Genomic DNA, 20,805 nt, shown 5'->3' with positions numbered 1-20,805 from the left:
ATGGCGAGCCGATCAAGATGGGTGTCCTGGAAGACCAGTCCGGCGACTTCGCCGTCGCGACCATCGGCAAGGTGCATGGAATCCAGCTCGCGGCCGAGGAAATCAACGAAAGCGGCGGCATCAACGGGCGCCCGCTCGAACTGGTGATCTACGACACCCAGTCGGACAATCGTCGCTATCAGGAATTCATGCGCCGCGTCCTGCAGCGCGACAAGGTGGACGTGGTCTTCGCCGGCTTCTCATCGGCCTCGCGCGAAGCCTACCGGCCGATCGTCGACCAGTTCGACGGACTCGCCTTCTACAACAACCAGTATGAGGGCGGCGTCTGCGACGCCAACATGATCGTCACCGGCGCCGTGCCCGAACAGCAGTTCTCGACGCTGATCCCCTACATGATGGAGAAGTACGGCAAGAAGGTCTACACGATCGCCGCCGACTACAATTTCGGCCAGATCTCGGCCGAATGGGTTCGCAACATCGTCGCGGAAAACGGCGGCGAAATGGTCGGCGAGGAGTTCATCCCGCTGGGCGTCTCGCAGTTCTCCCAGACGATCCAGAACATCCAGCAGGCGGATGCCGACTTCCTGGTCACGCTCCTCGTCGGCACGGCCCAGGCCTCCTATTACGAGCAGGCCGCTTCGGCGAATGTCGACCTGCCGATGGCGTCCTCGGTCAATGTCGGCCAGGGCTACGAGCACAAGCGCTTCCAGCCGCCCTCGCTCGCCAACATGTATGTGACGACGAACTGGATCGAGGAAATCGACAATCCGGAGAGCAAGGCCTTCGTCGAGAAGTGGCGCGCGAAGTTCCCGGACGAGCCCTACATCAATCAGGAAGCCGAGAATTCCTACCTCGCCGTCTATCTCTACAAGCAGATGGTCGAGCGGGCCGGCACCACGGATCATGACGCGATCCGCGACGTGATCGCCGAGGGCGACGTCTGCATGGACGCGCCGGAAGGGAATGTCTGCATCGACCCGAAGAGCCAGCACATGTCCCACACGATCTACCTCGCCCGGGTCGAGGAAGATCACTCGATCACCTTCCCGAAGGTCTGGGAGGACATCAAGCCCTACTGGCTGGGCGAAGCCGGCTGCGATCTGACCAAGAGCAACCCGGAAGCCCAGTACACGCCGTCGAACCCGCCGCCGGCTTCCGAGTAATCGACCCGACAAGGGAGGAGCGCCATCGGCGCCCTCCCACCCCCGGCGCGAATGCGTCGGTTCCCTGGCCACTGCGCGGACGCTTCTCCACGCCCCGCCTGGCCTTCGGCGCCCTTTCCTCGAAGGACCGTCCATGGATTTTCTGTCCGGCCTCTTCTCCTTTATCTACCAGACCGGCGACGCCTTCGCCTTTCTCGTTCTCTCCGCCTGCGGCCTCGCGGTGATCTTCGGCATGATGGGCATCATCAATCTCGCCCATGGCGAGTTCATCCTGTGCGGCGCCTATGTCTCCGCGAGTGCCGCGCGGATGGGCCTGCCGCTGCCCTTCGCGATTCTCCTCGGGGCAGTCGTCGCCGGCCTCGTCGGCATGCTGCTGGAGCGGGCGATCATCCGCCATCTCTATAACCGGCCGCTCGATTCCATCGTCGTGACCTGGGGCATCTCGATGATCGCGACTCAGGGGACGCTGATCATTCTCGGCTCGACCATGCCGGGCACGGGCACGCCCTTCGGCAGCTTCGCCGTCGGCGCCTATTCCTATTCCATCTACCGCCTCGTCCTGATGGCGGCGGCCGTCGCGACGCTCGCCGTCCTCTGGCTGATCTTCACGCGCACCCGCTTCGGCATCCTCGCCCGGGCGACGATCCAGGTGCCGCACATCGCCGAGGCGCTGGGCGTCAACACGCCGATGATCTACAGCCTGACCTTCGGCCTCGGGGCGGCTCTGGCCGGGCTCGCCGGCGGCCTCTACGCGCCGACCATGACCCTCGTCCCCACCATGGGCGCGGCCTTTGTGGTGGAGGCCTTCGTCACGGTCGTCGTCGGCGGCGCCGACATCTTTCTCGGCACGGCGCCGGCTGCCGCGATCCTCGCGGTGGTGAAGGCGGGGCTGACCTCCTGGCAGGGGCAGCTTGCCGGGCAGATCGGCCTCCTCGTCGCCGTCATTATCGTCATTCGCATTCTGCCGCGGGGCCTGACCGGCTTCATCCTGCGGGAAAGGGCCTGACGTGTCTTCGCGTAACTCCATCATCTCGACCTTCAGGCTTCTCGAAGGCCCGCAGACCCTCGGCAAGGGGCCCGGTTTCTGGTCCGCCTTCGCCGTAGTCCTGATCCTCGCCTGCATCTATCCGATGTTTGCCGATGGCTATGACGTCGGCAACAATGTCTACTTCTTCAACTGGACCTTCATGGCGCTGGGCCTCAGCCTGATCTGGGGCTATGGCGGCGCGCTCTCTTTCGGCCAGACCGCCTTCTTCGGCGTCGCCGGCTATGCCTATGGCGTGTTGACCATCAATCTCGGCGACGCCTACGGGCTGACCTTCTTCTCGCTTCTCGCCGCTGTCGGAATCTCGGCGCTGTTTGCGGCCGTGCTGGGCTACTTCCTGTTCTTCGGCAGGATCAGCGGCGTCTTCCTCGGCATCGTCACCCTGTCGGTGACGCTGGTACTGGAACGCTTCATGTCCCAGACGGCGGGGCCGGAATGGGCGATCGGCTCGGCCCGCCTCAACGGCTTCAACGGTATGGGCGGCATGCCCTCGCTCACCATTCCATGGCCGGGCGGCGACATCGTGCTCTATCCCGACGTGACGCTCTACTACATGACGCTGGCGCTTCTGGTGATCGCCTATCTCGCGCTTCGGATGCTGGTGAACTCGCGCATGGGCAACGTGCTGGTGGCGATCCGCGAGAACCCGCAGCGCGCCGAGATGCTTGGCTACGACATCCGCCGCTATCAGCTCGGCGCCTTCGTCATCGGTTCCGGATTGGCGGGCCTTTCGGGCGTTCTCTACACCGCCTGGGGCAACTACATCACGCCGTCCTCCATGGGCATGTCGGCGGCCGCCCTCCCTGTCGTCTGGGTCGCGGTCGGCGGACGCAGCGACCTGACGACGACGCTCTTCGGCACGCTGCTGGTGCTCGCGGGCTTCCAGTATCTGACGATCTACGGAAGTCAGTATGCGCTTGTGATGATGGGCTTCCTGCTCGTCGTCACCATCCTGCTTGCGCCGAGCGGCATCTTCATCACCGTCGGCTCCCTGTTTTCCAAGGGCCTGCGGCGACGCCTGGCGAGGGAGCGCGCGTGATGGCGATCCTCGAAACCCGCAAGCTCGACAAGTGGTTCGGCGGCCTGCACGTCACCGACAATGTCGATTTCGCCCTGGAAAAGGGCGAGGTCCACTGCCTGATCGGCCCGAACGGCGCCGGCAAGAGCACCTTCTTCAAGCTGGTGCTGGGCGAGCACACGCCGTCCGGCGGCACGATCCTCTATGACGGCGAGGAGATCACCAGGGCGAAACCCTTCGAACGGGTCCGCCGCGGCATTTCCGTGAAGTTCCAGGTGCCGGGCATCTTCCAGGCACTGCGCGTGCGCCAGAACCTTCAGATCGCCCTGCAGCATCATCTCGAAGGCGCCGGCCTGAATGAGGAGATCGACCGGCTCCTGGAGTTCCTCAAACTGAAGGACGCCGAGAAGCAGCTTGCAGGCTCGCTCAGCCATGGTCAGAAGCAATGGCTGGAGATCGGCATGGCGATCGCGCTGAAACCGAAGCTCCTCCTCCTCGACGAACCGACCGCCGGCATGACACCGGACGAGACCCATGCCACCGGCGAGATGGTGAAGGCGCTGAACGCCGAGGGTGTCAGCGTTCTCGCGGTCGAGCACGACATGGCCTTTGTGCGCCAGATCGCCCAGAAGGTCACGGTTCTGCATTTCGGCAAGATCTTCGCGCAGGGCACGATCGACGAGATCGTCGCCGACGAGCGCGTGGCGGCGATCTATCTGGGCGAAGTCGATGCGTAAGGAAGTTCTCCTCGAAACCATGGGCCTTTGGGCCGGCTATGGCGGCAAGCCGGTGCTGCAGGGGGTCGATCTGTCGGTCCGCCAAGGCGAGATCGTCGCGGTGATCGGGCGCAATGGCGTCGGCAAGTCGACGCTGATGAAGAGCCTGATCGGTCTCCTGCCGCCGCAGCAGGGGAGCGTGTTGTTCGAAGGCGCGGAGGTCAACGGACTTTCCGCCCACCGCCGGGCGCGGCTCGGCATCGGTTACGTGCCACAGGGACGCGACGTGTTTCCGCGCATGAGTGTCTACGAAAACCTCCTCGTTGGACAGTCGATCGACGGCTCGGGCGACAAGGAAGCACAGGCCCGCATCGAGACGATCTACGGCTACTTCCCGATCCTCGAAGAGCGGCGCAATCAGCGCGCCGGCACGCTGTCGGGCGGTCAGCAGCAGCAGCTTGCCATCGGCCGCGTGCTGATGGGTGGGCCGGACCTGATCCTGCTCGACGAGCCTTCGGAAGGCATTCAGCCGAACATCGTCCAGGACATCGCGCGCATCATGGTCGAACTGAACCGTGACACCGGCATCACCGTCGTCTTCGTCGAGCAGAATCTCGACATGATCCGCGCGATGGCGGGGCGGTGCTATGTCATGGACAAGGGCGTCTTCACCGCCGAGATCGGCCGGGAAGCGCTGGAAGATCGGGAGACAGTCCGGCGGCATCTGGCGGTCTAGCATCTCGCATGAAACGAGCCGTCAATCAAACTTCGACGTCAAGAGAGGAAAGATCCATGAGCTGGTTCGACGATTCCATCATGGCCCGCAAGGCCGTTGCAAAGGGCAAGGCCCTCACGAGCCATTCCATCACCGAGGCGAGCCAGGGCAAGTATCACTATGTCTACGGCGCCTTCGTCGAGCCGGTCCTGACCATCGACCCCGGCGCGGTCGTCTCGGCCGAGACCCACGACGCTTTCGAGGGTGCGATCCAGTCTGAGACCGACAAGCCGAGCGAGATTCTCAACTTTCCCTATCTCAATCCGCAGAACGGCCCGATCTACGTCAATGGCGCCGAGAAGGGCGACTGCCTCGCCGTCTATATCGAAAGCGTCGTCCCGCGCGGGCCGCAGCCACGGGGCACGACCGTGATCATGCCGGAATTCGGCGGCCTCGTTCCGACCGGCGACACGGCGATGATCACCCCTGCCCTGCCGGAGCGGGTCAGGAAGCTGGAAATCACCGAGGAAAAGGGCACGGTCTGGAACGACCGGATCACGCTGCCCTACGAGCCCTTCATCGGCACCATCGGCACCGCGCCGGAGATCGAGGCGATCTCCTCCCTCGTCCCGGACTATTACGGCGGCAATATGGACCTGCCGGACGTCGCCCCCGGCGCCGTGATCTATCTGCCGGTCAACACCAAGGGCGCCTATCTCTACGTCGGCGATTGCCACGCCGCCCAGGGCGACGGCGAGCTTTGCGGCGTCGCCATCGAGCATCCGACCGTCACGACCCTGCGCGTCGACCTGATCAAGGGCTGGACGATCAAGACGCCGCGGCTGGAAAACGAGAAATTCTACATGACGATCGGCTCGTCGCGTCCGATGGAGGACGCCGCGCGCGGCGCCTATCGCGAGTTGATCCGCTGGATGGCATCCGATTTCGGCTTCGACGAGATCGACGCCTACATGCTCCTCACCCAATGCGGCCGCATCCGGCTGGGCAACATGGTCGACCCGAAATACACGATCGGGGCGTCGGTTCTGAAGTCGATTTCGGGGATCGCTGCCTGAGGCGTTTGGCTATGGGCCAGCGTCGCTCCGCCTCTCTTGGTGCGCTCTGGATCCCTATGGTTCGACAGGCTCACCATGAGGGTGTTGGAGGACTGGCCCCGAGGATAAGAGCATAAGGCTGAAAACCGCAGTCGATGCACCGCATCTGCCGAAGCCCTCACCCTGAGCTTGTCGAAGGGCGAGGGCGTTCACCTGCCGACCCGGACTGGTTTGCAGATCCAAGAGTGCGCCGCAATCGGGCGCATCCATAGGCCCGAGGCATCGAGCCGAGAGCCACCCTCGGCTCCCACCATGCGCGACGCCTCATCCCACACGCGAACGCCTTCTCCGCGCAACCATCCGGACGCGCGGGCGAGGAACCTATTCCCCTCCAACCCAAGGCACCAAGCGATGACCCCTCCCCCTTTCCAGGCTGCCGCCGTCCAGTTCGAGCCCGCCATGGGCGACAAGGAGCGCAACATCGAAGCGCTCGGCCGGCTCGTGGAGGAAGCCGCCGACCAAGGCGCCCGGCTGATCGTGACGCCGGAGATGGGGACCACCGGCTATTGCTGGTACGACCGCAAGGAGGTCGCCCCGTTCGTCGAACCGGTGCCCGGGCCGACGACGGCTCGCTTTGCCGCGATCGCGAAGCGGAGGGGTGTCTTCATCGTCATCGGCATGCCCGAAATCGATCCCGCGACCGATCTCTATTACAACTCCGCCGTCCTGATCGGGCCCGAGGGCGTCGTCGGCGTCCATCGCAAGACCCACCCCTACATTTCCGAGCCGAAATGGGCCGCGAGCGGCGATCTCGGCCATCAGGTGTTCGACACCGAGATTGGCCGCATCGCCCTCCTGATCTGCATGGACATCCATTTCATCGAGACGGCGCGCCTCTCCGCCCTCGGCGGCGCCGACGTCATCTGCCACATCTCCAACTGGCTCGCCGAACGCACGCCCGCCCCCTACTGGATCAACCGCGCCTTCGAGAATGGCTGCTATCTGATCGAGAGCAATCGCTGGGGGTTGGAGCGCGGCGTGCAGTTTTCCGGCGGCAGCTGCATCATCGGACCCGACGCCGAAATGCTCGCCGTGATCGACGGCGGCGACGGCGTCATCACCGCAACGATCGATCCCGCCCTTGCCCGAGAGCGCGCGATGCGCGGCGAGCCGGTGCTCAGCCAGCGCCGGCCGGAGCTCTACAAGGAACTGATGACCAACACGTTTTCCTGGAATCCGTCGGATTTCTTTTCGCTCTACGGCCATGAGCCGCTGCCGCAGGGCCGAAAGGCGAAGATCGCGGTCGGCGAGTTCGCACCAGGTGAAGACGGCGAGGCGAATTTGCAGGAGATCGCCCGGATCGCCGAGGACGCAGCGAGCGAAGGCGCCGAACTCCTGGTCCTGCCGGAGCGGGCACTCACGGGTCTCGAGAATCCGGCGGCCAGCGCGATCGGGCTCGATCATCTGGCGATCGCCCGGCTCGCCGAGATCGCAGCAAAGGCAAAGCTCTTCATCGTCGCAGGTTTCGCCGAGCGCTCTGAAGACGCCGTCTGGAACAGCGCGGTCCTCGTCGGGCCCGAGGGCGTCGTTGGCCGATATCGGCAGACGCATCTTTCGAGCCAAGACCATGAATGGGCAAGCGCCGGAGACGATTGGGCGGTGTTTGACCTACCCTTCGCCCGGCTCGGCCTTCTCATCGGCCATGACGCCAACTTCCCCGAGGCGGGCCGGGTCCTCGCCATCCGAGGTTGCGACGTCATCGCCTGTCCGGCGGCGGTGACAGGTCGCTTTGTCTCGGCCCATGAAGGCACGGACGTCACTCAGCCCGATCCAATCCCGACCGGTCCCGATCCCCTGCATTGGCACCAGTTTCGCGTCCGCGGCGGCGAGAACAACTGCCATTTCGCTTTCGCAAATGCCCGCTCGCCCGAGAACGGCCAGGCGGCCCATTCCGGCATCTTCGGGCCGGACACCTTTCTCTTTCCGAGACAGGAGGCGGTGGTTTCCGGCAATCGCGCCATCGCTGTCGCGGAGATCGACACCGGCTCCCTCGGCGGCGCCTATCCGACCAGCGCGCTCCGGCGCAAGGATCTCGTCCTCATGCGCCTGCCCCAGCACTATGTCCCGCTCGTCATCTAGCGATACGGCCGATGCGGAGCCCCTTAAGACAGGATTCCCCGCAGCAATTCGCTCAGCCGGTCGGCTTCGCCGGGGCTGAGCGAGTCGATGATCTCGCGGCGCTGCGTCTCCACGACAGGCACGAGGTCGCGAAACTCCCGCCGTCCCTTGTCGGCAAGAAAGACCAGCACCCGGCGCCGATCCTTCGGATCCGGGGCGCGATAGACCAGCCCGTTCGAGACCATGCGATCGACGATCTTGGTCAAGGTCGGCAGATCGACGAAGACGGAGGGCGCGAGTTCGCCCATCGACTGTCCGTCCCGGCGATCGAGCGCCACCATCACCCGATATTGCTCGATCCGAACGCCAGCGGGCTTCAGTCGCGTCTCCACGGCGGTTTCGAGACGCCGATTGACCCCGGCAATCAGGTCAGACAGGTCGATCGGGCCGGCCTCAGGCGCGCCATTCATGACAGATTCTCCGATATACTGGAATTTTCATATATTCGGAGGCGTCACCAGAGGCAATTTCAAAAGCGACGTTTTCGGCCCGGCCGCAGACCAGAGCGCTGCCATGACCGCCATGCCGCCAATTCGCGCAACTTGCCTAACCGACAAGCTTTTCTGTCGAGAAAACATACGGATCGCCGGGTGAGACCCCCGGTCCTGCGGGGCTCCTCCGTTCGGCTCGCGATGGCACGAAACATGCCAAGCGACTCGTCAGGGTCGCATGCGCCCGACTGCCATGCGTCCCTGCACCACCCTCCGGCAGCGGGAGCAGCGATTGATCCGGATCGGACTCTTGATAGCCCAGAGCGGCGCATCGGGAATCTGGGCGCCATCGTCGGAAGCCTGTGCCAGGCTCGCCGTCGAGGAGATCAACGCCTATTACGGCCTCCTCGGAAATGAAGTCGAGCTCACGGTCATCGACGCGGGGCAAAGTCCGGCGAGTGCGGCCGAAGCGATCGATCTGCCGATCGAGTTCGACGAGATCGACGCCGTTGTCGGCATGGTGCCGAGTTACCAGCGCGCCTCCATTTCCAGGGCGATCGCGGGACGCGTGCCCTTCATCTATACGCCGCAATTCGAGGGGCGCGAACGCGACCGGGCGATCGTCACGGTGGGCGAAACCTCCCACGAACTGCTGGAGCCCGGCATCGACTGGCTGTTCGAACAGAAGCGGGCGACGCGCTACTATCTCTGCGGCAACGACTATGTCTGGCCGCGCCAGACCCTGGCGACGGCACGGCGCATCATCGCCGCACGCGGCGGTGAGATCGTCGGCGAAAGAATATGCCCCTTCGGCTTCGAGGATTACGACTCGATCTTCACTGAGATCCGCGCGAGCCGGGCCGAGGTGGTCGTGCCCTATTTCCTCGGCGCCGAGGCGGTGTTGTTCAACCGGGCCTTCGCCGAGACCGGTCTGGCGGCGACGACCCTGCGCTTTTCCTCCGCGATCGACGAAACGGTGCTCTACGGCATCGGGCCCGACGCGACAGAGAATTTGTATTTGTCTTCGGGCTATTTCGGCTCACTCGATTCCCGCAACAATCAGGGGTTTCTCGAGCGCTACCATTCGCGGTTCGGCGAGACGCCGCCGCCCGCAAACGCCTTCGGTCAATCCTGCTACGAGGGCATCTACTGCCTGCTCGCTCTGGCGGAAGCCGCAGGGGATCTGGCCGTTCCGGCGGTCGTCGACCGGCTGGGCCAAACCTGTCAGCGGAAGACCGCGCGCGGCTCCGACGCCCCCAATATCGCCGGCCAGCGCCAGCAGATCCATCTCGCCGCGGTCGACGGGCTGGAACTCCGCATGATCCGCTGAGCTCAAGAACGCTTTCGCAGCGCAAAAAACATTTGCAATTTCAAAATTTGTGTTTTCAAATATTCCTGTCCGTTGCCGTTCCGGGTCACGAAGGGAAATTCCACGATGACAATTTCGCGCCGCAAGTTCCTGCACTCCACGATGGCCGCCTCCGCGGTCCTGGCGAGCCCGGCGATTTCGACGCGCTATGCTTTCGGCGCCGACGATCCGATCAGGGTCGGCAGCCTGCTCGACCAGTCCGGCGCGATCGCGTCATCGGGCGTCACCATGGTCGCGGCGATCCAGCTTGCGATCGACGAAATCAACGAAGCCGGCGGCCTGCTCGGCCGGCCGCTGGAGCTCATCCAGTACGACACCCAGTCGAACATCCAGCTCTATTCGCAATACGCCCAGCAACTGGCCTTGAAGGACCGGGTGGACGTGGTTCACGGCGGCATCACCTCGGCGTCGCGCGAAGCGATCCGGCCGACCTTCGACCGCTTCCAGGTGCTCTATTTCTACAACGTGCTCTATGAGGGCGGCGTATGCGACCGGAACGTCTTCTGCACCGGAACGACGCCGGCCCAGACGGTCGAGAAGCTCGTTCCCTTCGCCATGAAGAACAGCGGCAAGAAGGCCTACATCCTGGCGGCCGACTACAATTACGGCCAGATCACCGCCAAGTGGATGACGAAATACATGCGCGACAATGGCGGCGAGATCCTCTCCGTCGACTTCTTCCCGCTGGACGTCACCAATTTCGGCCCGACCATCTCCAAGATCCAGGCCGCCAAGCCCGACCTGATCCTCTCGGCCCTCGTCGGCGGCAACCACGTCTCCTTCTACCGCCAGTGGGAATCCGCCGGCATGAAGGGCCAGATCCCGATCGCCTCCACCACTTTCGGTCTCGTCAACGAGCCCTCGACGGTCGATGCCTCGGTGAGCAAGGACATCTATGGCTGCTACGGCTATTACGAGGAGCTGGAGACGCCCGAAAGCACGGCTTTCGTCGACAAGCTGAAGTCCCGCTGGGCCGAGATCCCCTACATCAGCGAACTCACGGCCACGACCTATGAGGGCGTCTATCTCTGGGCCGAAGGCGTCAAGAAGGCCGGCACGCTCGACCGGATGAAGGTGATCGAGGCGCTGGAAAGCGGCATTTCCTACAAGGGTCCCAGTGGCGAGGTCACCCTCGACGGGCCGACCCATCACACCGTCCGCAACGCCTATCTCGCACAGGTTCAGGACCGGAAGTGGAACGTGCTCGAGACGTTCCAGGACGTTCAGCCGTCCGACACCGCCATGGTCTGCAATCTGGCCGAGAATCCGAACGACAACCAGCAATATGTGATCGACATCGATAGCTGACGATCACCGCGCAGGGTGGCGGCGGGCTGGCGGACCGGGGCGACACGCCAGCATCGTCCCACCCTGTCGATCACCAGAGCAAGGCGCGGTTCGGTCGGATAGGCGGGTTTGCCTCTTCGACCGGCGTGCCAGCCGCCCCGGCTTCCTCTTTCGATCGGACGTGACCGACATGGACCTTGCCGCCCTCCTGGCGCTCAACGTCATCAACGGCGCCGCATCCCTGTTTCTGCTGTGCCTGGGCCTTGCGATCATCTTCGGGATGATGCGGATCATCAATCTCGCTCACGGCGAGTTCGTCATGCTCGGCGCCTATGCGGCCGTGCTTTCCGCCAATGCCGGGGTGAACATCTGGATCGCGATGCTGGTCGTCGCGCCGCTCTTCGTCGGCCTGGTCGGGCTGCTAGTCGAGCGTTGCCTGGTCCGCTTCCTGTATGGACGGCTGGTGGATTCCATGCTGGCGACCTGGGGACTCAGCCTTCTGATCATCGGGATCGTCACGACGATCTTCGGCAACACCATGCAGGGTGTCCCGACGCCGCTCGGCGGCTTCTCGATCGGAGACTACCGGACCTCCTGGTACACGCTGTTCCTGCTCGCCGTCGCGATCGTGATGATGGCGATCGTCTATGCCGTCCTGCGCTACACGCGCTACGGGCTGATCGCCCGGGCGGTGATGCAGAACCCTGACATGGCGGCGGTTCTCGGGGTCAATCCGACCCATGTCTACATGGCGACCTTCAGCCTGGGCGCGGCGGTCACGGGGCTGGCCGGCGGCGTGCTCGCGCCGGTCTCCGGCATCACGCCGGTGATGGGCGGCGCCTATGTCGCCAAGGCCTTCATCACCGTCGTCGGCGGCGGGGCCGCGATCATTTCCGGCACGCTCTCAGCCTCGGGTCTCTTCGGCTTCGTCAACCAGCTCGGCGCCTATTTCACCACGCCCGTCTATGGCGAGGTGATCCTCTTCCTCTCCGCCATCGTGCTGATCCGGCTCCTGCCCCAGGGCATTTCCGGCCGCTTCTTCAAGGGGACCGTCTGAGCCATGTCCGACACCGCCAAGCTCTCCGTCCAGATCGCCGCCGTCCTCGTGGCCTGCATCGCCGTCGCCCTCATGCCGGGCTATGTCGACCTGTTTCAGCTGATGCAGTTCACCCTGTTCGCCTCCATGGCGGTGCTCGCACTCAGCCTCGGCTTCATCTGGGGCTTCGGCGGCATCCTGTGCTTCGGCCAGACGGCGTTCTTCGGCCTCGGCGCCTACGCCTATGCCGTCGCGGCAATCAATTTCGGCGATTCCACACCGGCGATCCTGATGGCCATCATCGTGCCGAGCCTGTTCGCGCTCGCGCTCGGCTATTTCGTCTTCTATGGCCGGATCAGCGACGTCTATCTCGGCGTCATCACCCTCACCGTGACGCTGATCCTGTTCAACGTCTTCAACTCGACGGCGGGCGACGAATACACGATCGGCGTGGCCCGGCTGGGCGGCTTCAACGGCATGCCGGCGGTGCCGACCTTCAACATGCCGTTCGACCCTTCGGGAATCCTGTTTCCCGAGCACTCCTGGTATGTCACCGGCGGCGTGCTGATCGCGGTCTATGTCGGGCTGCGCCTTCTCCTGCGCAGCCGCTTCGGCCGGGTCGCCGTCGCCGTGCGCGAGAACGAGACGCGAGCGGCGCTTCTGGGCTACGATCCGCGCGTGGTGAAGCTCTGGGTCTTCGTCCTCGGCGGCGCCATCGCCGGGCTCGCCGGCGCGCTCTACGTCAATTGGGGCGCCTTCGTCGGACCGACGATCTTCGCCCTGTCGCTGTCGGCCGAGATCATTATCTGGATCTGCATCGGCGGTCTCGGCACGCTGATCGGGCCGGTCGTGGGCTGCTTCCTGATCCAGTATCTGGTCTCCCAGATCGGCTCCCAGCAGAGCTTCAATTCCAACCTCATCCTCGGCGCCATCCTGGTCGTCTTCGTCGTCCTCCTGCCCAAAGGCTTGGTCCCGACGCTTCGCAATCTGATCCTGTCCGGCTGGCACCTTGTCGGTGATGCCCGCCGCAAGGGCGCCGAGGCGAAGCGCAACGATCTGGCCGCGGGACAGCCCGTGGGAGCGGAGTGAGCGCCATGTCGACCATCCCTCCCCTTCTCGAAACCCGCAATCTGACCATGCGCTTCGGCGGGGTGGTCGCCAATGACGACGTCAATTTCACCCTCGACGAAATGGAGCTGCGCTGTCTCATCGGCCCGAACGGCGCCGGCAAGAGCACCTTCTTCAAGATGCTGACGGGCCAGCTCACCCCGAGCGAAGGCACGATCCGCTTTCGCGAGCATCCGATCGCCGGTCATGCCTCCCACGAGATCGCCCGGCTCGGGATCGGCATCAAGACGCAGATCCCCAACGTCTTCAACGGCCTGTCCGTGCGAGAAAACATCTGGCTCGCCGCCCAGCGCACTGCCACGCGCCAGGCCACCCGCAAGATCGTCGAGGAGGTGCTCGAACGCATCCAGCTCACCGATCTCGCCCATGCGATCGTCGGCCAGCTCTCCCATGGCCAGCGCCAATGGGTGGAGATCGGCACGGTGCTCGCCGCCGAGCCGGAGCTGATCCTTCTCGACGAACCGGCCGCCGGTATGACCGACGAAGAGACCGTCCGCACCGCCGAAATCATCCGCGAGATCAACAAGACCCGCGCGCTGATCGTCGTCGAGCACGACATGGAGTTCATCAAGATGATCGCCAGGACGGTGACGGTCTTCCACCAGGGACGCATCCTGATCGAGGAGAGCGTCGAGGCGGTGCTCGCCGACAGCCGGGTGCGCGACGTCTATCTCGGCAAGAAGGTGGCGGCATGAGCACGCTTCTTGAAACCACCGATCTGCGCGCCGGCTATGGACGCGTGCCGATCCTGTCCGGCGTCAACTTCGCCATGGCCGAAGGCGAGTTCCTCGGCATTCTCGGCCATAACGGCATGGGCAAGACGACCCTGATGCGCACCATCATGGGCTCGCTTCCGGCGAGCGGTGGGACCGTGCACTTCGGCGGCACCGACGTCACCAGGATGGCGGCCCATCAGCGCTCGCGTCTCGGCCTCGGTCTCGTGCCCCAGGGCCGGGAGATCTTCCCCGCGCTGACGGTCATGGAGAATCTGCGAATGGGCCTCGCCGCGGCCAAGCGCGAGGACCGCGGTGTGATCGACGGCGTGCTCGAAGACTTCCCCCGCCTCGTGCGCCTTCTCGACCGGCGCGGCGGCGCGCTGTCGGGCGGCGAGCAGCAGCTTCTGGCCCTCGCCCGCTGCCTGTGCGCAAGACCCAAGCTCATCCTGCTCGACGAACCGACCGAAGGCATTCAGCCCTCGATCATCGAGGAGATGATCGAGACGCTGAAGATCCTGCGCGAACGCTGGTCGCTCTCGATGATCATCGTCGAGCAGAATCTCGATTTCATTACCTCGCTGTCGGACCGCGTCCTCAACATCCAGAAGGGCCGGATCACCGGTGAGATCGACCGTGAAGCGCTGCTGTCCGGAAATGTCGGCATGGAAGTCGCCTGAACTCGGGCGAGCGCGCCGAAGCCGGTCCGGGTTTGACACCCGACCGTGAAACGAAACGCCGAGGGGCTCCGGCCCTGAAACTTGCAGACGCGTCGCCGCAAGGCATTGGCGTCCCGGTCTTCATTGAACGCATCCAACGAAAGGGAGAAACTTCATGCCCATCACCCGTCCGAATGTCGAACAGGTCCAGGCCATGGCCGCCGATCTCGGCATGACGTTCACGATCGAGGAAGCGGCCGATTATCTCGCCCTCATGGGCGCGAATTTCGACGCCTATGATCTGGTCGACGCCTTGCCCGACTACGTCGCGCCGGTGACCTATCCCCGCGTTCCCGGCTATCGGCCGGTCGGCGAGGAGAACAAGTACAATGCCTGGACCTACAAGAGCGAGATCAAGGGCAAGCCCGGCGGCAAGCTCGACGGCAAGACGGTCGTTCTGAAGGACAATGTGGCGCTTGCCGGCGTCCCGATGATGAACGGTGCGGCGACGCTGGAAGGCTTCGTCCCGACGATCGACGCCACCATCGTCACGCGCATGCTGGATGCCGGCGCGACCATCAAGGGCAAGGCGGTCTGCGAGCATTTCTGCCTGTCCGGCGGCAGTCACACCTCCGATCCGGGTCCGGTGCACAACCCCCACAAGATGGGCTATTCGGCCGGTGGCTCGTCCTCGGGCAGCGGCGCGCTGGTCGCCGCGGGCGAAGTCGACATGGCGATCGGCGGGGATCAGGGCGGTTCGATCCGCATTCCCGCCGCCTATTGCGGCATCTACGGCATGAAGGCGACCCACGGCCTCGTGCCCTATACCGGCGTGATGCCGATCGAGACCACGATCGACCACACCGGCCCGATGACGGCGAATGTCGCCGACAATGCGCTTCTGCTGGAAGTCCTGGCGGGCGCCGACGGGCTCGACCCGCGCCAGTACGCCCCGAAAGTGGAGGCCTATACGGCAGCGCTCGGCAAGGGCGTGGACGGCCTGAAGATCGGCATCCTGACCGAGGGCTTCACCCTGCCCAACATGCAGGAAGCGGTCGCCGACAAGGTGAAGGACGCCGTCGCCAAGCTTGGCGGCATGGGGGCCGTGGTCGAGGAGGTCTCGCTTCCCGAACACAGCCTCACCGCTGCCGTATGGCAGCCGATCGCGCTGGAAGGCCTGACCGCCCAGATGATGATCGGCAACGGCATGGGCTTCAACTGGAAGGGCCAGTACGACGTCGCCCTTCTCGACGCCCATTCCGCCTGGACGTCGCGGGCGGACGAATTGTCGAAGACCCTCAAGATCTCGATGCTCGTCGGCCAGTGGGGCCTCAGCCATTATCGCGGTCGATACTATGCCAAGGCCCAGAACCTGTCGCGCAAGATGAAGGCCGCCTATGACGAGACCTTCTCCCGCTACGACCTCCTGGTGATGCCGACCCTGCCCATGGTCGCGAGCAAGCTGCCCGGCAAGGACGCACCGCTGGAAGAGATCGTCACGCGCGCCTTCGAGATGGTCGCCGCCACCTGCCCGTTCGACGTGACCGGCCATCCGGCCATGTCGATCCCCTGCGGCCTCGTCGACGGCCTGCCCGTCGGGATGATGCTGGTGGGCAAGGACTACGCGGAAGCGACGATCTATCAGGCCGCTGCCGCCTTCGAGTCCGGCGTCGACTGGAAAGCGCTCTGATGCCGACCATAACCGCGGTCATTCGCGTGAAGGCGGGCGAGGAGGCGGTCATGAAGGCCGCCCTCCTCGACGTCGCCGCCCATGTCCAGGCGAGCGAGCCGGAGACGCTCGACTTCTTCCTCTCCCAGGATGCCGAAGACCCGTGCCGTTTCACGACCTATGAGCGCTTCGCCGATACGGCCGCGATGGATCGGCACAACGGCTCGGAAGCGGTGGCGAAATTTTTCGCCATCGCCAAGCCGATTCTCGACGGCGAGGTCGTGCTGGTGACGGCGGAGGAATTTTCCAGGAAGACCTGACGAACCCATCGCAATGGTCGACATGATTATTTCCAGTGCCGGTAGGGGTGGTGCATTCAGGCGAACCGCCGGTCAGCCGACCCCAGCCGGAACGTGCTCTGGTCGAAGCACCACGATCATAATCGCCGAGTGCACAGCAACGGCGTTCGGTGTGCCCACTCGATTGGCATGTCCTCCTGACGCCCGCGTTCAACCAAGGTGACCGAGCCCATGGAATTCCAGACCCTTCTCCAGATTTCCGATGCGCTCAAGCGCCGTGCGGTCTTGCCCGTCGAGGTCACGAAGACGATGCTGGAGCGCATCGACCGTCTGGACCGCCAACACCGCAGCTATCAGACCGTTCTCGCCGAGCGCGCCATGGACAAGGCGAAGGCGGCGGAGGAGGAGATCGGCAAAGGCATCTGGCGCGGCCCGCTCCATGGCGTGCCGATCGCGGTCAAGGACCTCTGCTACACGACCTTCGCACCCACCACTGCCGGCACCCGTATCCATCGCGACTTCGTGCCCGGCTACAACGCCACCGTTGTCGATCGGCTGGAGGCGGCGGGCGCGATCATCCTCGGCAAGCTCAAGATGACCGAGGGCGCCTACACCACTCACCATCCCGATGTCGATCCGCCGCTCAACCCCTGGGCGCCGGAGCATTGGGCCGGCTCCTCATCGAGCGGTTCCGGCGTCGCGCCGGCAACAGGTCTTGCCTATGGTTCGCTCGGCTCCGACACGGGCGGGTCGATCCGCTTTCCCTCGGCGGCCAATGCGCTCACCGGCATCAAGCCGACCTGGGGCCGGGTCTCTCGCCACGGCGTCTTTGCGCTGGCCGATTCCCTCGATCACGTCGGCCCGATGGCCCGGTCGGCGGGCGATGCCGCGGCGATCCTCGGCGTCATCGCCGGCGCCGACGACAAGGATCCCACGAGCCTTCGTGCCGAAGTGCCGGACTATCTTGCCGCCATCGGCCAAAGCATCCGGGACATGACGATCGGCATCGACCGCGCCTACGCCTTCGACGGCGTCGATCCCGAAGCCGCGGCCGCGCTGTCGGCCGCCGAGGAGGTCTTCCGCTCGCTGGGTGCCAGGATCAAGGAAGTGCGGTTTCCGCCGCATGAAAGACTGGTCAGCCTCTGGATCCCCATGTGCGCGGTGGAGACGGCCGTCGCCCATCGCGGGACCTATCCGGCGCGAAAGGCGGATTACGGGCCGGAACTCGCCGGTCTCATCGAGGAAGGCCGTGACCTCGGCGGGCTTGATCTCTGCGACATCATGCACGAGCGGCTCGCCTTCAACGGCGGCCTTTCGGCGATGTTCGAGGAGGTGGACGCCTTCCTCATTCCGACCATGCCGATGCGCCTGCCGAGCCTTGCCGAGCTGGCATCCTTCGGCGCGGACCCCTCCGTTCTCGTCAGACTCCTGCGCTTCACGGCACCCTTCGATTTTTCCGGCACGCCGACGATCACCCTGCCGAGCGGGTTCGACAGCGCCGGCCTGCCGCTCTCGATGCAACTTGCCGGGCCGGCGCTCTCGGAAGCCCGTCTGGCGAAAGCCGCCCACGCCTTCCAGACCCAGACTGACTGGCATACGCGTCGACCCGGCATGTAGATCCCTCCGAGGAGGCCGACCCCGAAGATCGATCTGAAACAAGCGTTCAGGCAAAGGCGCCAGCCGAAAACGCGAACGACGCGGGAAACATCTCCCGCGTCGTCTGTCATGGCGCCGAGGCTCGGCCCCACGCTCCTTCGAGGTCATGCACCGGATCAGGACAGTCGGACGTCACTTGCCGGCATAGACCGGGAAGACGTTCGCATCGCCGTAGTCCTTGATGGGCTCGGCATTCTTGAGCGTCTCCATGTCCGCATCGGATATCTCGAAATCGACGTCGGCATTGTTCTTCATGTGGTCCGGATTGGCCGTCTTGGGGAGCGGCAGCAGTCCGAGCTGAAGCGTGTAGCGAATGCTCAGCTGCGGAACGCTGACGCCGTACTTCTCGGCCATCGCGCCGATCTCGGCATTGTCGAGGATCTTGCCGTGCCCCATGGGCGAGTAGGCTTCGACTAGCAGCCCGTTCTTCTTGCAGTAGTCGATCAGATCGAACGGCGTGTTGCTGACATGGGCGAGGATCTGGTTGACCATCGGCTTGACGGAGGCGTTCTCGAGCAGATTGTCGAGATCCTCCTTCTGGAAGTTCGACACGCCGATCGCGCGGATCTTGCCCGCCTCATAGGCCTCTTCCAACGCCCGCCAGGCGTCGACATTGCCGGCAAAGAAGCGATCCGCACCGCCGAACTGGCCCCAGGGCTGCGGGCTGTGGATGATCATCAGGTCGATCGTGTCCAGCCCGAGAGTCTGAAGCGAGCCCTCGATCGCCGCCTTGGCGCCGGCATAGTCCTTGTGGGAGGCGTCCAGCTTGGTTGTCACGAACAGTTCGTCGCGCGGTTCGCCGCAGTCGCGGATAGCTTCGCCGACGCCGCGCTCGTTTCCATAGGCCTGAGCCGTGTCGATGTGACGGTAGCCCATGGCCACGGCGGCGCGCACCGCATCGGCGACCTTGTTGTCGTCGATCATCCAGGTCCCGAGCCCGAGCTTCGGGATCTTCACGTCGTTCGGCAGGGTATAGGTTTCTTGCAGGATCATGGTCTGCTCCTTTCGCGAAAAGGCTGTCGAGCCTCATATCGTTGCGGATCAGGCCTGACCGCCCGCCTTGTCGCGCCTGAAGCCAGCAAAGCAGGCTTCAACTCTTCCGTCGCGCCTGGCCGGCGATAGCCCATCCGTCCATCCCAGATGTGGTGCAGCCACCCGGGGCTGATTATGGGGGCGAATGTGAAGGCACTTATGAACGACAAGCATCAATCCGCTTGGAGTTATCCCCGTGCGAACGAGCCGTGCAGTTCGTTGGTCCCCTCCACGTGTTCCTGCGATGGCGCCGGAACCATCATGCCGACGCGCTGTTCCGGGGACCATGAATGAAACGACCCAGCACCAATCCGAACTCGAGCGTTCCGTCGGACTATGGCAACTGGTGTTCTATGGCTCGGGAACCATCCTGGGCGCCGGCATCTTCGTCGTCGTCGGGAAAGTGGTCGGTGAAGCCGGCACCCTGACGCCGCTCGCCTACGCGCTCGCAGCCATTGTGGCGATCACCTCGGCCCTTTCATTCGCCGAAATGGGCGCGCGCATTCCTACCGCAGGCGGGCCCATCGACTATCTGGAGCAGGCCTTCCACGCACCTGCTCTCGGATCCGGCGCGGGCTGGGTGCTTATGGTCGCGAACACCGTGTCGGCGGCGACCATCGTCACGGGTTTCGTGGCCTATCTGGACAGCTTCGCGACCGTCCCGGGATGGCTTGCGACCACAGCTCTCGTCCTCGTTCTCGGTGGAATCGCCATTGCCGGGATGAAGGAAAGTGCATGGCTGATGAGCGTGACGACTCTCATCGGGATCGGCACGCTCATCGCCGTGCTCTGGGCCCTTCGCGATTCGATCCTGGCTGCGCCCGCCGAAGTGCTGACCGGGCTCGACGCCAGCGCGGATGGCGGCGAAGGGTCGGTGGGCGGCGGCTTCGGCGGGCTCTTCGCCGGCGCCATTCTCGCGGTGTACGCCTTCATCGGCTTTGGTGATCTGGCGCAAACGGCCGAAGAAGTCCGCGACGTGAAGCGCACCTTGCCTCGCGCGATGATGATCTCGCTCGCGATCGTCTTCGTCTTCTACATCCTGATCGCACTCGCCCTGGTGGGCACCGGCGAACTCTCCGCCATCGCGGAAGCCTCCGCGCCCCTCGTCAAAGCGGTCGAACTCGTCGGCTGGCCGGGACTTCCGATCGCGATCGCCAGCCTCTTCGTGATCGTGAATGGCGCGCTGACGCAGATCATCGCGGCCGCCCGGTTGCTGCTCGATATCGCCCGGGACGGCCGCGGAGCGCCGCGTCTCTTTGCCAAAGTCAACGAGAGCACCGCCACGCCGATCCCGGCGACGCTCCTCATCTCCGTCACCGTGCTGGTGCTGGCTCTCCTGGTGCCTCTGAAATCGCTGGCCGAGGTCACGAGCTTTGCGATCCTGATCGTCTTCGTCGGGGTCAACCTGTCGCTCATCCGTATGAAGCGCAGAACACAGCCCGAGGATGTGCCCAATATCCCGGTGGTCGTGCCTTATGTCGGCGTGTTCGCCGCCGGCGCCGCGCTCGTCGCGCAGATCGCTCAGTTCATCCTCGGCGGGGGGTGACCAAGCCCTCACGCGCATTGCGTTGACCCCATGGGAGCCTGCGATCGGAAAGCAGGCGCGCGACAGCCCTCGAGCATTCTGACGACGCGT

At 64.4% G+C, this 20,805-nt stretch carries 19 protein-coding genes; 17 read left to right on the top strand and 2 right to left on the bottom strand.

Annotated elements, in window-relative coordinates; all coding sequences use genetic code 11:
• Window positions 1–17: 17 nt before the first annotated feature.
• The 7 genes from MF134_RS13690 (at window position 18) to MF134_RS13660 (ending at window position 7,851) form a co-directional block, all read left to right on the top strand.
• Entirely contained in the window at window positions 18–1,163 is a 1,146-nt protein-coding gene (locus MF134_RS13690) for an urea ABC transporter substrate-binding protein (protein WP_255340148.1), read from the top strand.
• Window positions 1,164–1,296: 133 nt separating this feature from the next.
• Window positions 1,297–2,169, top strand: coding sequence for an ABC transporter permease subunit (locus tag MF134_RS13685; RefSeq protein ID WP_255340032.1), 873 nt, complete (start codon window positions 1,297–1,299; stop codon window positions 2,167–2,169).
• Window position 2,170: 1 nt separating this feature from the next.
• The gene (locus tag MF134_RS13680) at window positions 2,171–3,247 is read left to right on the top strand and encodes an ABC transporter permease subunit (RefSeq protein ID WP_255340031.1); all 1,077 of its coding nucleotides are present in this window, start codon (window positions 2,171–2,173) and stop codon (window positions 3,245–3,247) included.
• Window positions 3,247–3,963 carry an ABC transporter ATP-binding protein gene (locus MF134_RS13675; protein ID WP_255340030.1) on the top strand — a complete coding sequence of 239 codons (717 nt, stop codon included), beginning with the start codon at window positions 3,247–3,249 and terminating at the stop codon, window positions 3,961–3,963. The genes MF134_RS13680 and MF134_RS13675 overlap by 1 nt, the downstream gene beginning before the upstream one ends.
• Window positions 3,956–4,678, top strand: coding sequence for an ABC transporter ATP-binding protein (locus MF134_RS13670; RefSeq protein WP_255340029.1), 723 nt, complete (start codon window positions 3,956–3,958; stop codon window positions 4,676–4,678). The genes MF134_RS13675 and MF134_RS13670 overlap by 8 nt, the downstream gene beginning before the upstream one ends.
• Before the next feature lie 56 nt (window positions 4,679–4,734).
• Window positions 4,735–5,733 (top strand): acetamidase/formamidase family protein, encoded by a 999-nt coding sequence (locus tag MF134_RS13665; RefSeq protein WP_255340028.1) that lies wholly within the window; start codon window positions 4,735–4,737, stop codon window positions 5,731–5,733.
• Between the two features lie 390 nt (window positions 5,734–6,123).
• The gene (locus tag MF134_RS13660; protein WP_255340027.1) at window positions 6,124–7,851 is read left to right on the top strand and encodes a nitrilase-related carbon-nitrogen hydrolase; all 1,728 of its coding nucleotides are present in this window, start codon (window positions 6,124–6,126) and stop codon (window positions 7,849–7,851) included.
• 23 nt (window positions 7,852–7,874) lie between these two features.
• Here MF134_RS13660 and MF134_RS13655 read toward each other — a convergent pair whose 3' ends face one another.
• A complete protein-coding gene (locus MF134_RS13655) occupies window positions 7,875–8,300 on the bottom strand; it encodes a MarR family winged helix-turn-helix transcriptional regulator (protein ID WP_255340026.1) in 426 nt (141 codons plus the stop codon).
• 313 nt (window positions 8,301–8,613) lie between these two features.
• Here MF134_RS13655 and MF134_RS13650 point away from each other — a divergent pair, with 313 nt between their 5' ends.
• The 9 genes from MF134_RS13650 to MF134_RS13610 all read left to right on the top strand — a co-directional run bounded on the left by MF134_RS13650 (window position 8,614) and on the right by MF134_RS13610 (window position 18,098).
• A complete protein-coding gene (locus tag MF134_RS13650; RefSeq protein ID WP_255340025.1) occupies window positions 8,614–9,651 on the top strand; it encodes a substrate-binding domain-containing protein in 1,038 nt (345 codons plus the stop codon).
• 105 nt (window positions 9,652–9,756) lie between these two features.
• The gene (locus MF134_RS13645; protein WP_255340024.1) at window positions 9,757–10,998 is read left to right on the top strand and encodes an urea ABC transporter substrate-binding protein; all 1,242 of its coding nucleotides are present in this window, start codon (window positions 9,757–9,759) and stop codon (window positions 10,996–10,998) included.
• Between the two features lie 169 nt (window positions 10,999–11,167).
• Window positions 11,168–12,034 (top strand): branched-chain amino acid ABC transporter permease, encoded by an 867-nt coding sequence (locus tag MF134_RS13640; RefSeq protein WP_255340023.1) that lies wholly within the window; start codon window positions 11,168–11,170, stop codon window positions 12,032–12,034.
• A gap of 3 nt (window positions 12,035–12,037) precedes the next feature.
• A complete protein-coding gene (locus MF134_RS13635; RefSeq protein WP_255340022.1) occupies window positions 12,038–13,102 on the top strand; it encodes an ABC transporter permease subunit in 1,065 nt (354 codons plus the stop codon).
• A 5-nt stretch (window positions 13,103–13,107) separates the two neighbouring features.
• Window positions 13,108–13,836 carry an ATP-binding cassette domain-containing protein gene (locus MF134_RS13630; RefSeq protein ID WP_255340021.1) on the top strand — a complete coding sequence of 243 codons (729 nt, stop codon included), beginning with the start codon at window positions 13,108–13,110 and terminating at the stop codon, window positions 13,834–13,836.
• Window positions 13,833–14,534 carry an ABC transporter ATP-binding protein gene (locus MF134_RS13625; protein ID WP_255340020.1) on the top strand — a complete coding sequence of 234 codons (702 nt, stop codon included), beginning with the start codon at window positions 13,833–13,835 and terminating at the stop codon, window positions 14,532–14,534. The genes MF134_RS13630 and MF134_RS13625 overlap by 4 nt, the downstream gene beginning before the upstream one ends.
• A 154-nt stretch (window positions 14,535–14,688) precedes the next feature.
• A complete protein-coding gene (locus tag MF134_RS13620) occupies window positions 14,689–16,203 on the top strand; it encodes an amidase (RefSeq protein ID WP_255340019.1) in 1,515 nt (504 codons plus the stop codon).
• A complete protein-coding gene (locus MF134_RS13615; RefSeq protein WP_255340018.1) occupies window positions 16,203–16,502 on the top strand; it encodes a putative quinol monooxygenase in 300 nt (99 codons plus the stop codon). Before MF134_RS13620 ends, MF134_RS13615 begins: the two co-directional genes overlap by 1 nt.
• Window positions 16,503–16,712: 210 nt before the next feature.
• Window positions 16,713–18,098, top strand: a complete 1,386-nt coding sequence (locus tag MF134_RS13610) for an amidase (protein ID WP_255340017.1) — start codon at window positions 16,713–16,715, stop codon at window positions 18,096–18,098.
• Between the two features lie 171 nt (window positions 18,099–18,269).
• Here the strand turns inward: MF134_RS13610 and MF134_RS13605 are convergent, their stop codons facing one another.
• Complete coding sequence (locus tag MF134_RS13605) at window positions 18,270–19,130, bottom strand: aldo/keto reductase (RefSeq protein WP_255340016.1); 861 nt, start codon at window positions 19,128–19,130, stop codon at window positions 18,270–18,272.
• Between the two features lie 325 nt (window positions 19,131–19,455).
• Between MF134_RS13605 and MF134_RS13600 the strand changes: the two genes are divergently transcribed.
• The gene (locus tag MF134_RS13600; protein WP_255340015.1) at window positions 19,456–20,715 is read left to right on the top strand and encodes an APC family permease; all 1,260 of its coding nucleotides are present in this window, start codon (window positions 19,456–19,458) and stop codon (window positions 20,713–20,715) included.
• Window positions 20,716–20,805: the final 90 nt, after the last annotated feature.

The organism is Jiella marina, from assembly GCF_024359545.1.
In the GTDB taxonomy this organism is placed as follows: domain Bacteria; phylum Pseudomonadota; class Alphaproteobacteria; order Rhizobiales; family Rhizobiaceae; genus Jiella.
The sequence above is the reverse complement of the archived record's forward strand: the minus strand, read 5'-3'. Positions and strand labels throughout refer to the sequence as shown.

Bases quoted from the DNA above. Each gene is read 5' to 3' on its own strand.
- MF134_RS13690 (WP_255340148.1), top strand. From the start codon at position 18: ATGGGTGTCCTGGAAGACCAGTCCGGCGACTTCGCCGTCGCGACCATC.
- MF134_RS13685 (WP_255340032.1), top strand. From the start codon at position 1,297: ATGGATTTTCTGTCCGGCCTCTTCTCCTTTATCTACCAGACCGGCGAC.
- MF134_RS13675 (WP_255340030.1), top strand. From the start codon at position 3,247: ATGGCGATCCTCGAAACCCGCAAGCTCGACAAGTGGTTCGGCGGCCTG.
- MF134_RS13670 (WP_255340029.1), top strand. From the start codon at position 3,956: ATGCGTAAGGAAGTTCTCCTCGAAACCATGGGCCTTTGGGCCGGCTAT.
- MF134_RS13665 (WP_255340028.1), top strand. From the start codon at position 4,735: ATGAGCTGGTTCGACGATTCCATCATGGCCCGCAAGGCCGTTGCAAAG.
- MF134_RS13660 (WP_255340027.1), top strand. From the start codon at position 6,124: ATGACCCCTCCCCCTTTCCAGGCTGCCGCCGTCCAGTTCGAGCCCGCC.
- MF134_RS13655 (WP_255340026.1), bottom strand. From the start codon at position 8,300: ATGAATGGCGCGCCTGAGGCCGGCCCGATCGACCTGTCTGACCTGATT.
- MF134_RS13645 (WP_255340024.1), top strand. From the start codon at position 9,757: ATGACAATTTCGCGCCGCAAGTTCCTGCACTCCACGATGGCCGCCTCC.
- MF134_RS13640 (WP_255340023.1), top strand. From the start codon at position 11,168: ATGGACCTTGCCGCCCTCCTGGCGCTCAACGTCATCAACGGCGCCGCA.
- MF134_RS13635 (WP_255340022.1), top strand. From the start codon at position 12,038: ATGTCCGACACCGCCAAGCTCTCCGTCCAGATCGCCGCCGTCCTCGTG.
- MF134_RS13630 (WP_255340021.1), top strand. From the start codon at position 13,108: ATGTCGACCATCCCTCCCCTTCTCGAAACCCGCAATCTGACCATGCGC.
- MF134_RS13625 (WP_255340020.1), top strand. From the start codon at position 13,833: ATGAGCACGCTTCTTGAAACCACCGATCTGCGCGCCGGCTATGGACGC.
- MF134_RS13620 (WP_255340019.1), top strand. From the start codon at position 14,689: ATGCCCATCACCCGTCCGAATGTCGAACAGGTCCAGGCCATGGCCGCC.
- MF134_RS13615 (WP_255340018.1), top strand. From the start codon at position 16,203: ATGCCGACCATAACCGCGGTCATTCGCGTGAAGGCGGGCGAGGAGGCG.
- MF134_RS13610 (WP_255340017.1), top strand. From the start codon at position 16,713: ATGGAATTCCAGACCCTTCTCCAGATTTCCGATGCGCTCAAGCGCCGT.
- MF134_RS13605 (WP_255340016.1), bottom strand. From the start codon at position 19,130: ATGATCCTGCAAGAAACCTATACCCTGCCGAACGACGTGAAGATCCCG.
- MF134_RS13600 (WP_255340015.1), top strand. From the start codon at position 19,456: ATGAATGAAACGACCCAGCACCAATCCGAACTCGAGCGTTCCGTCGGA.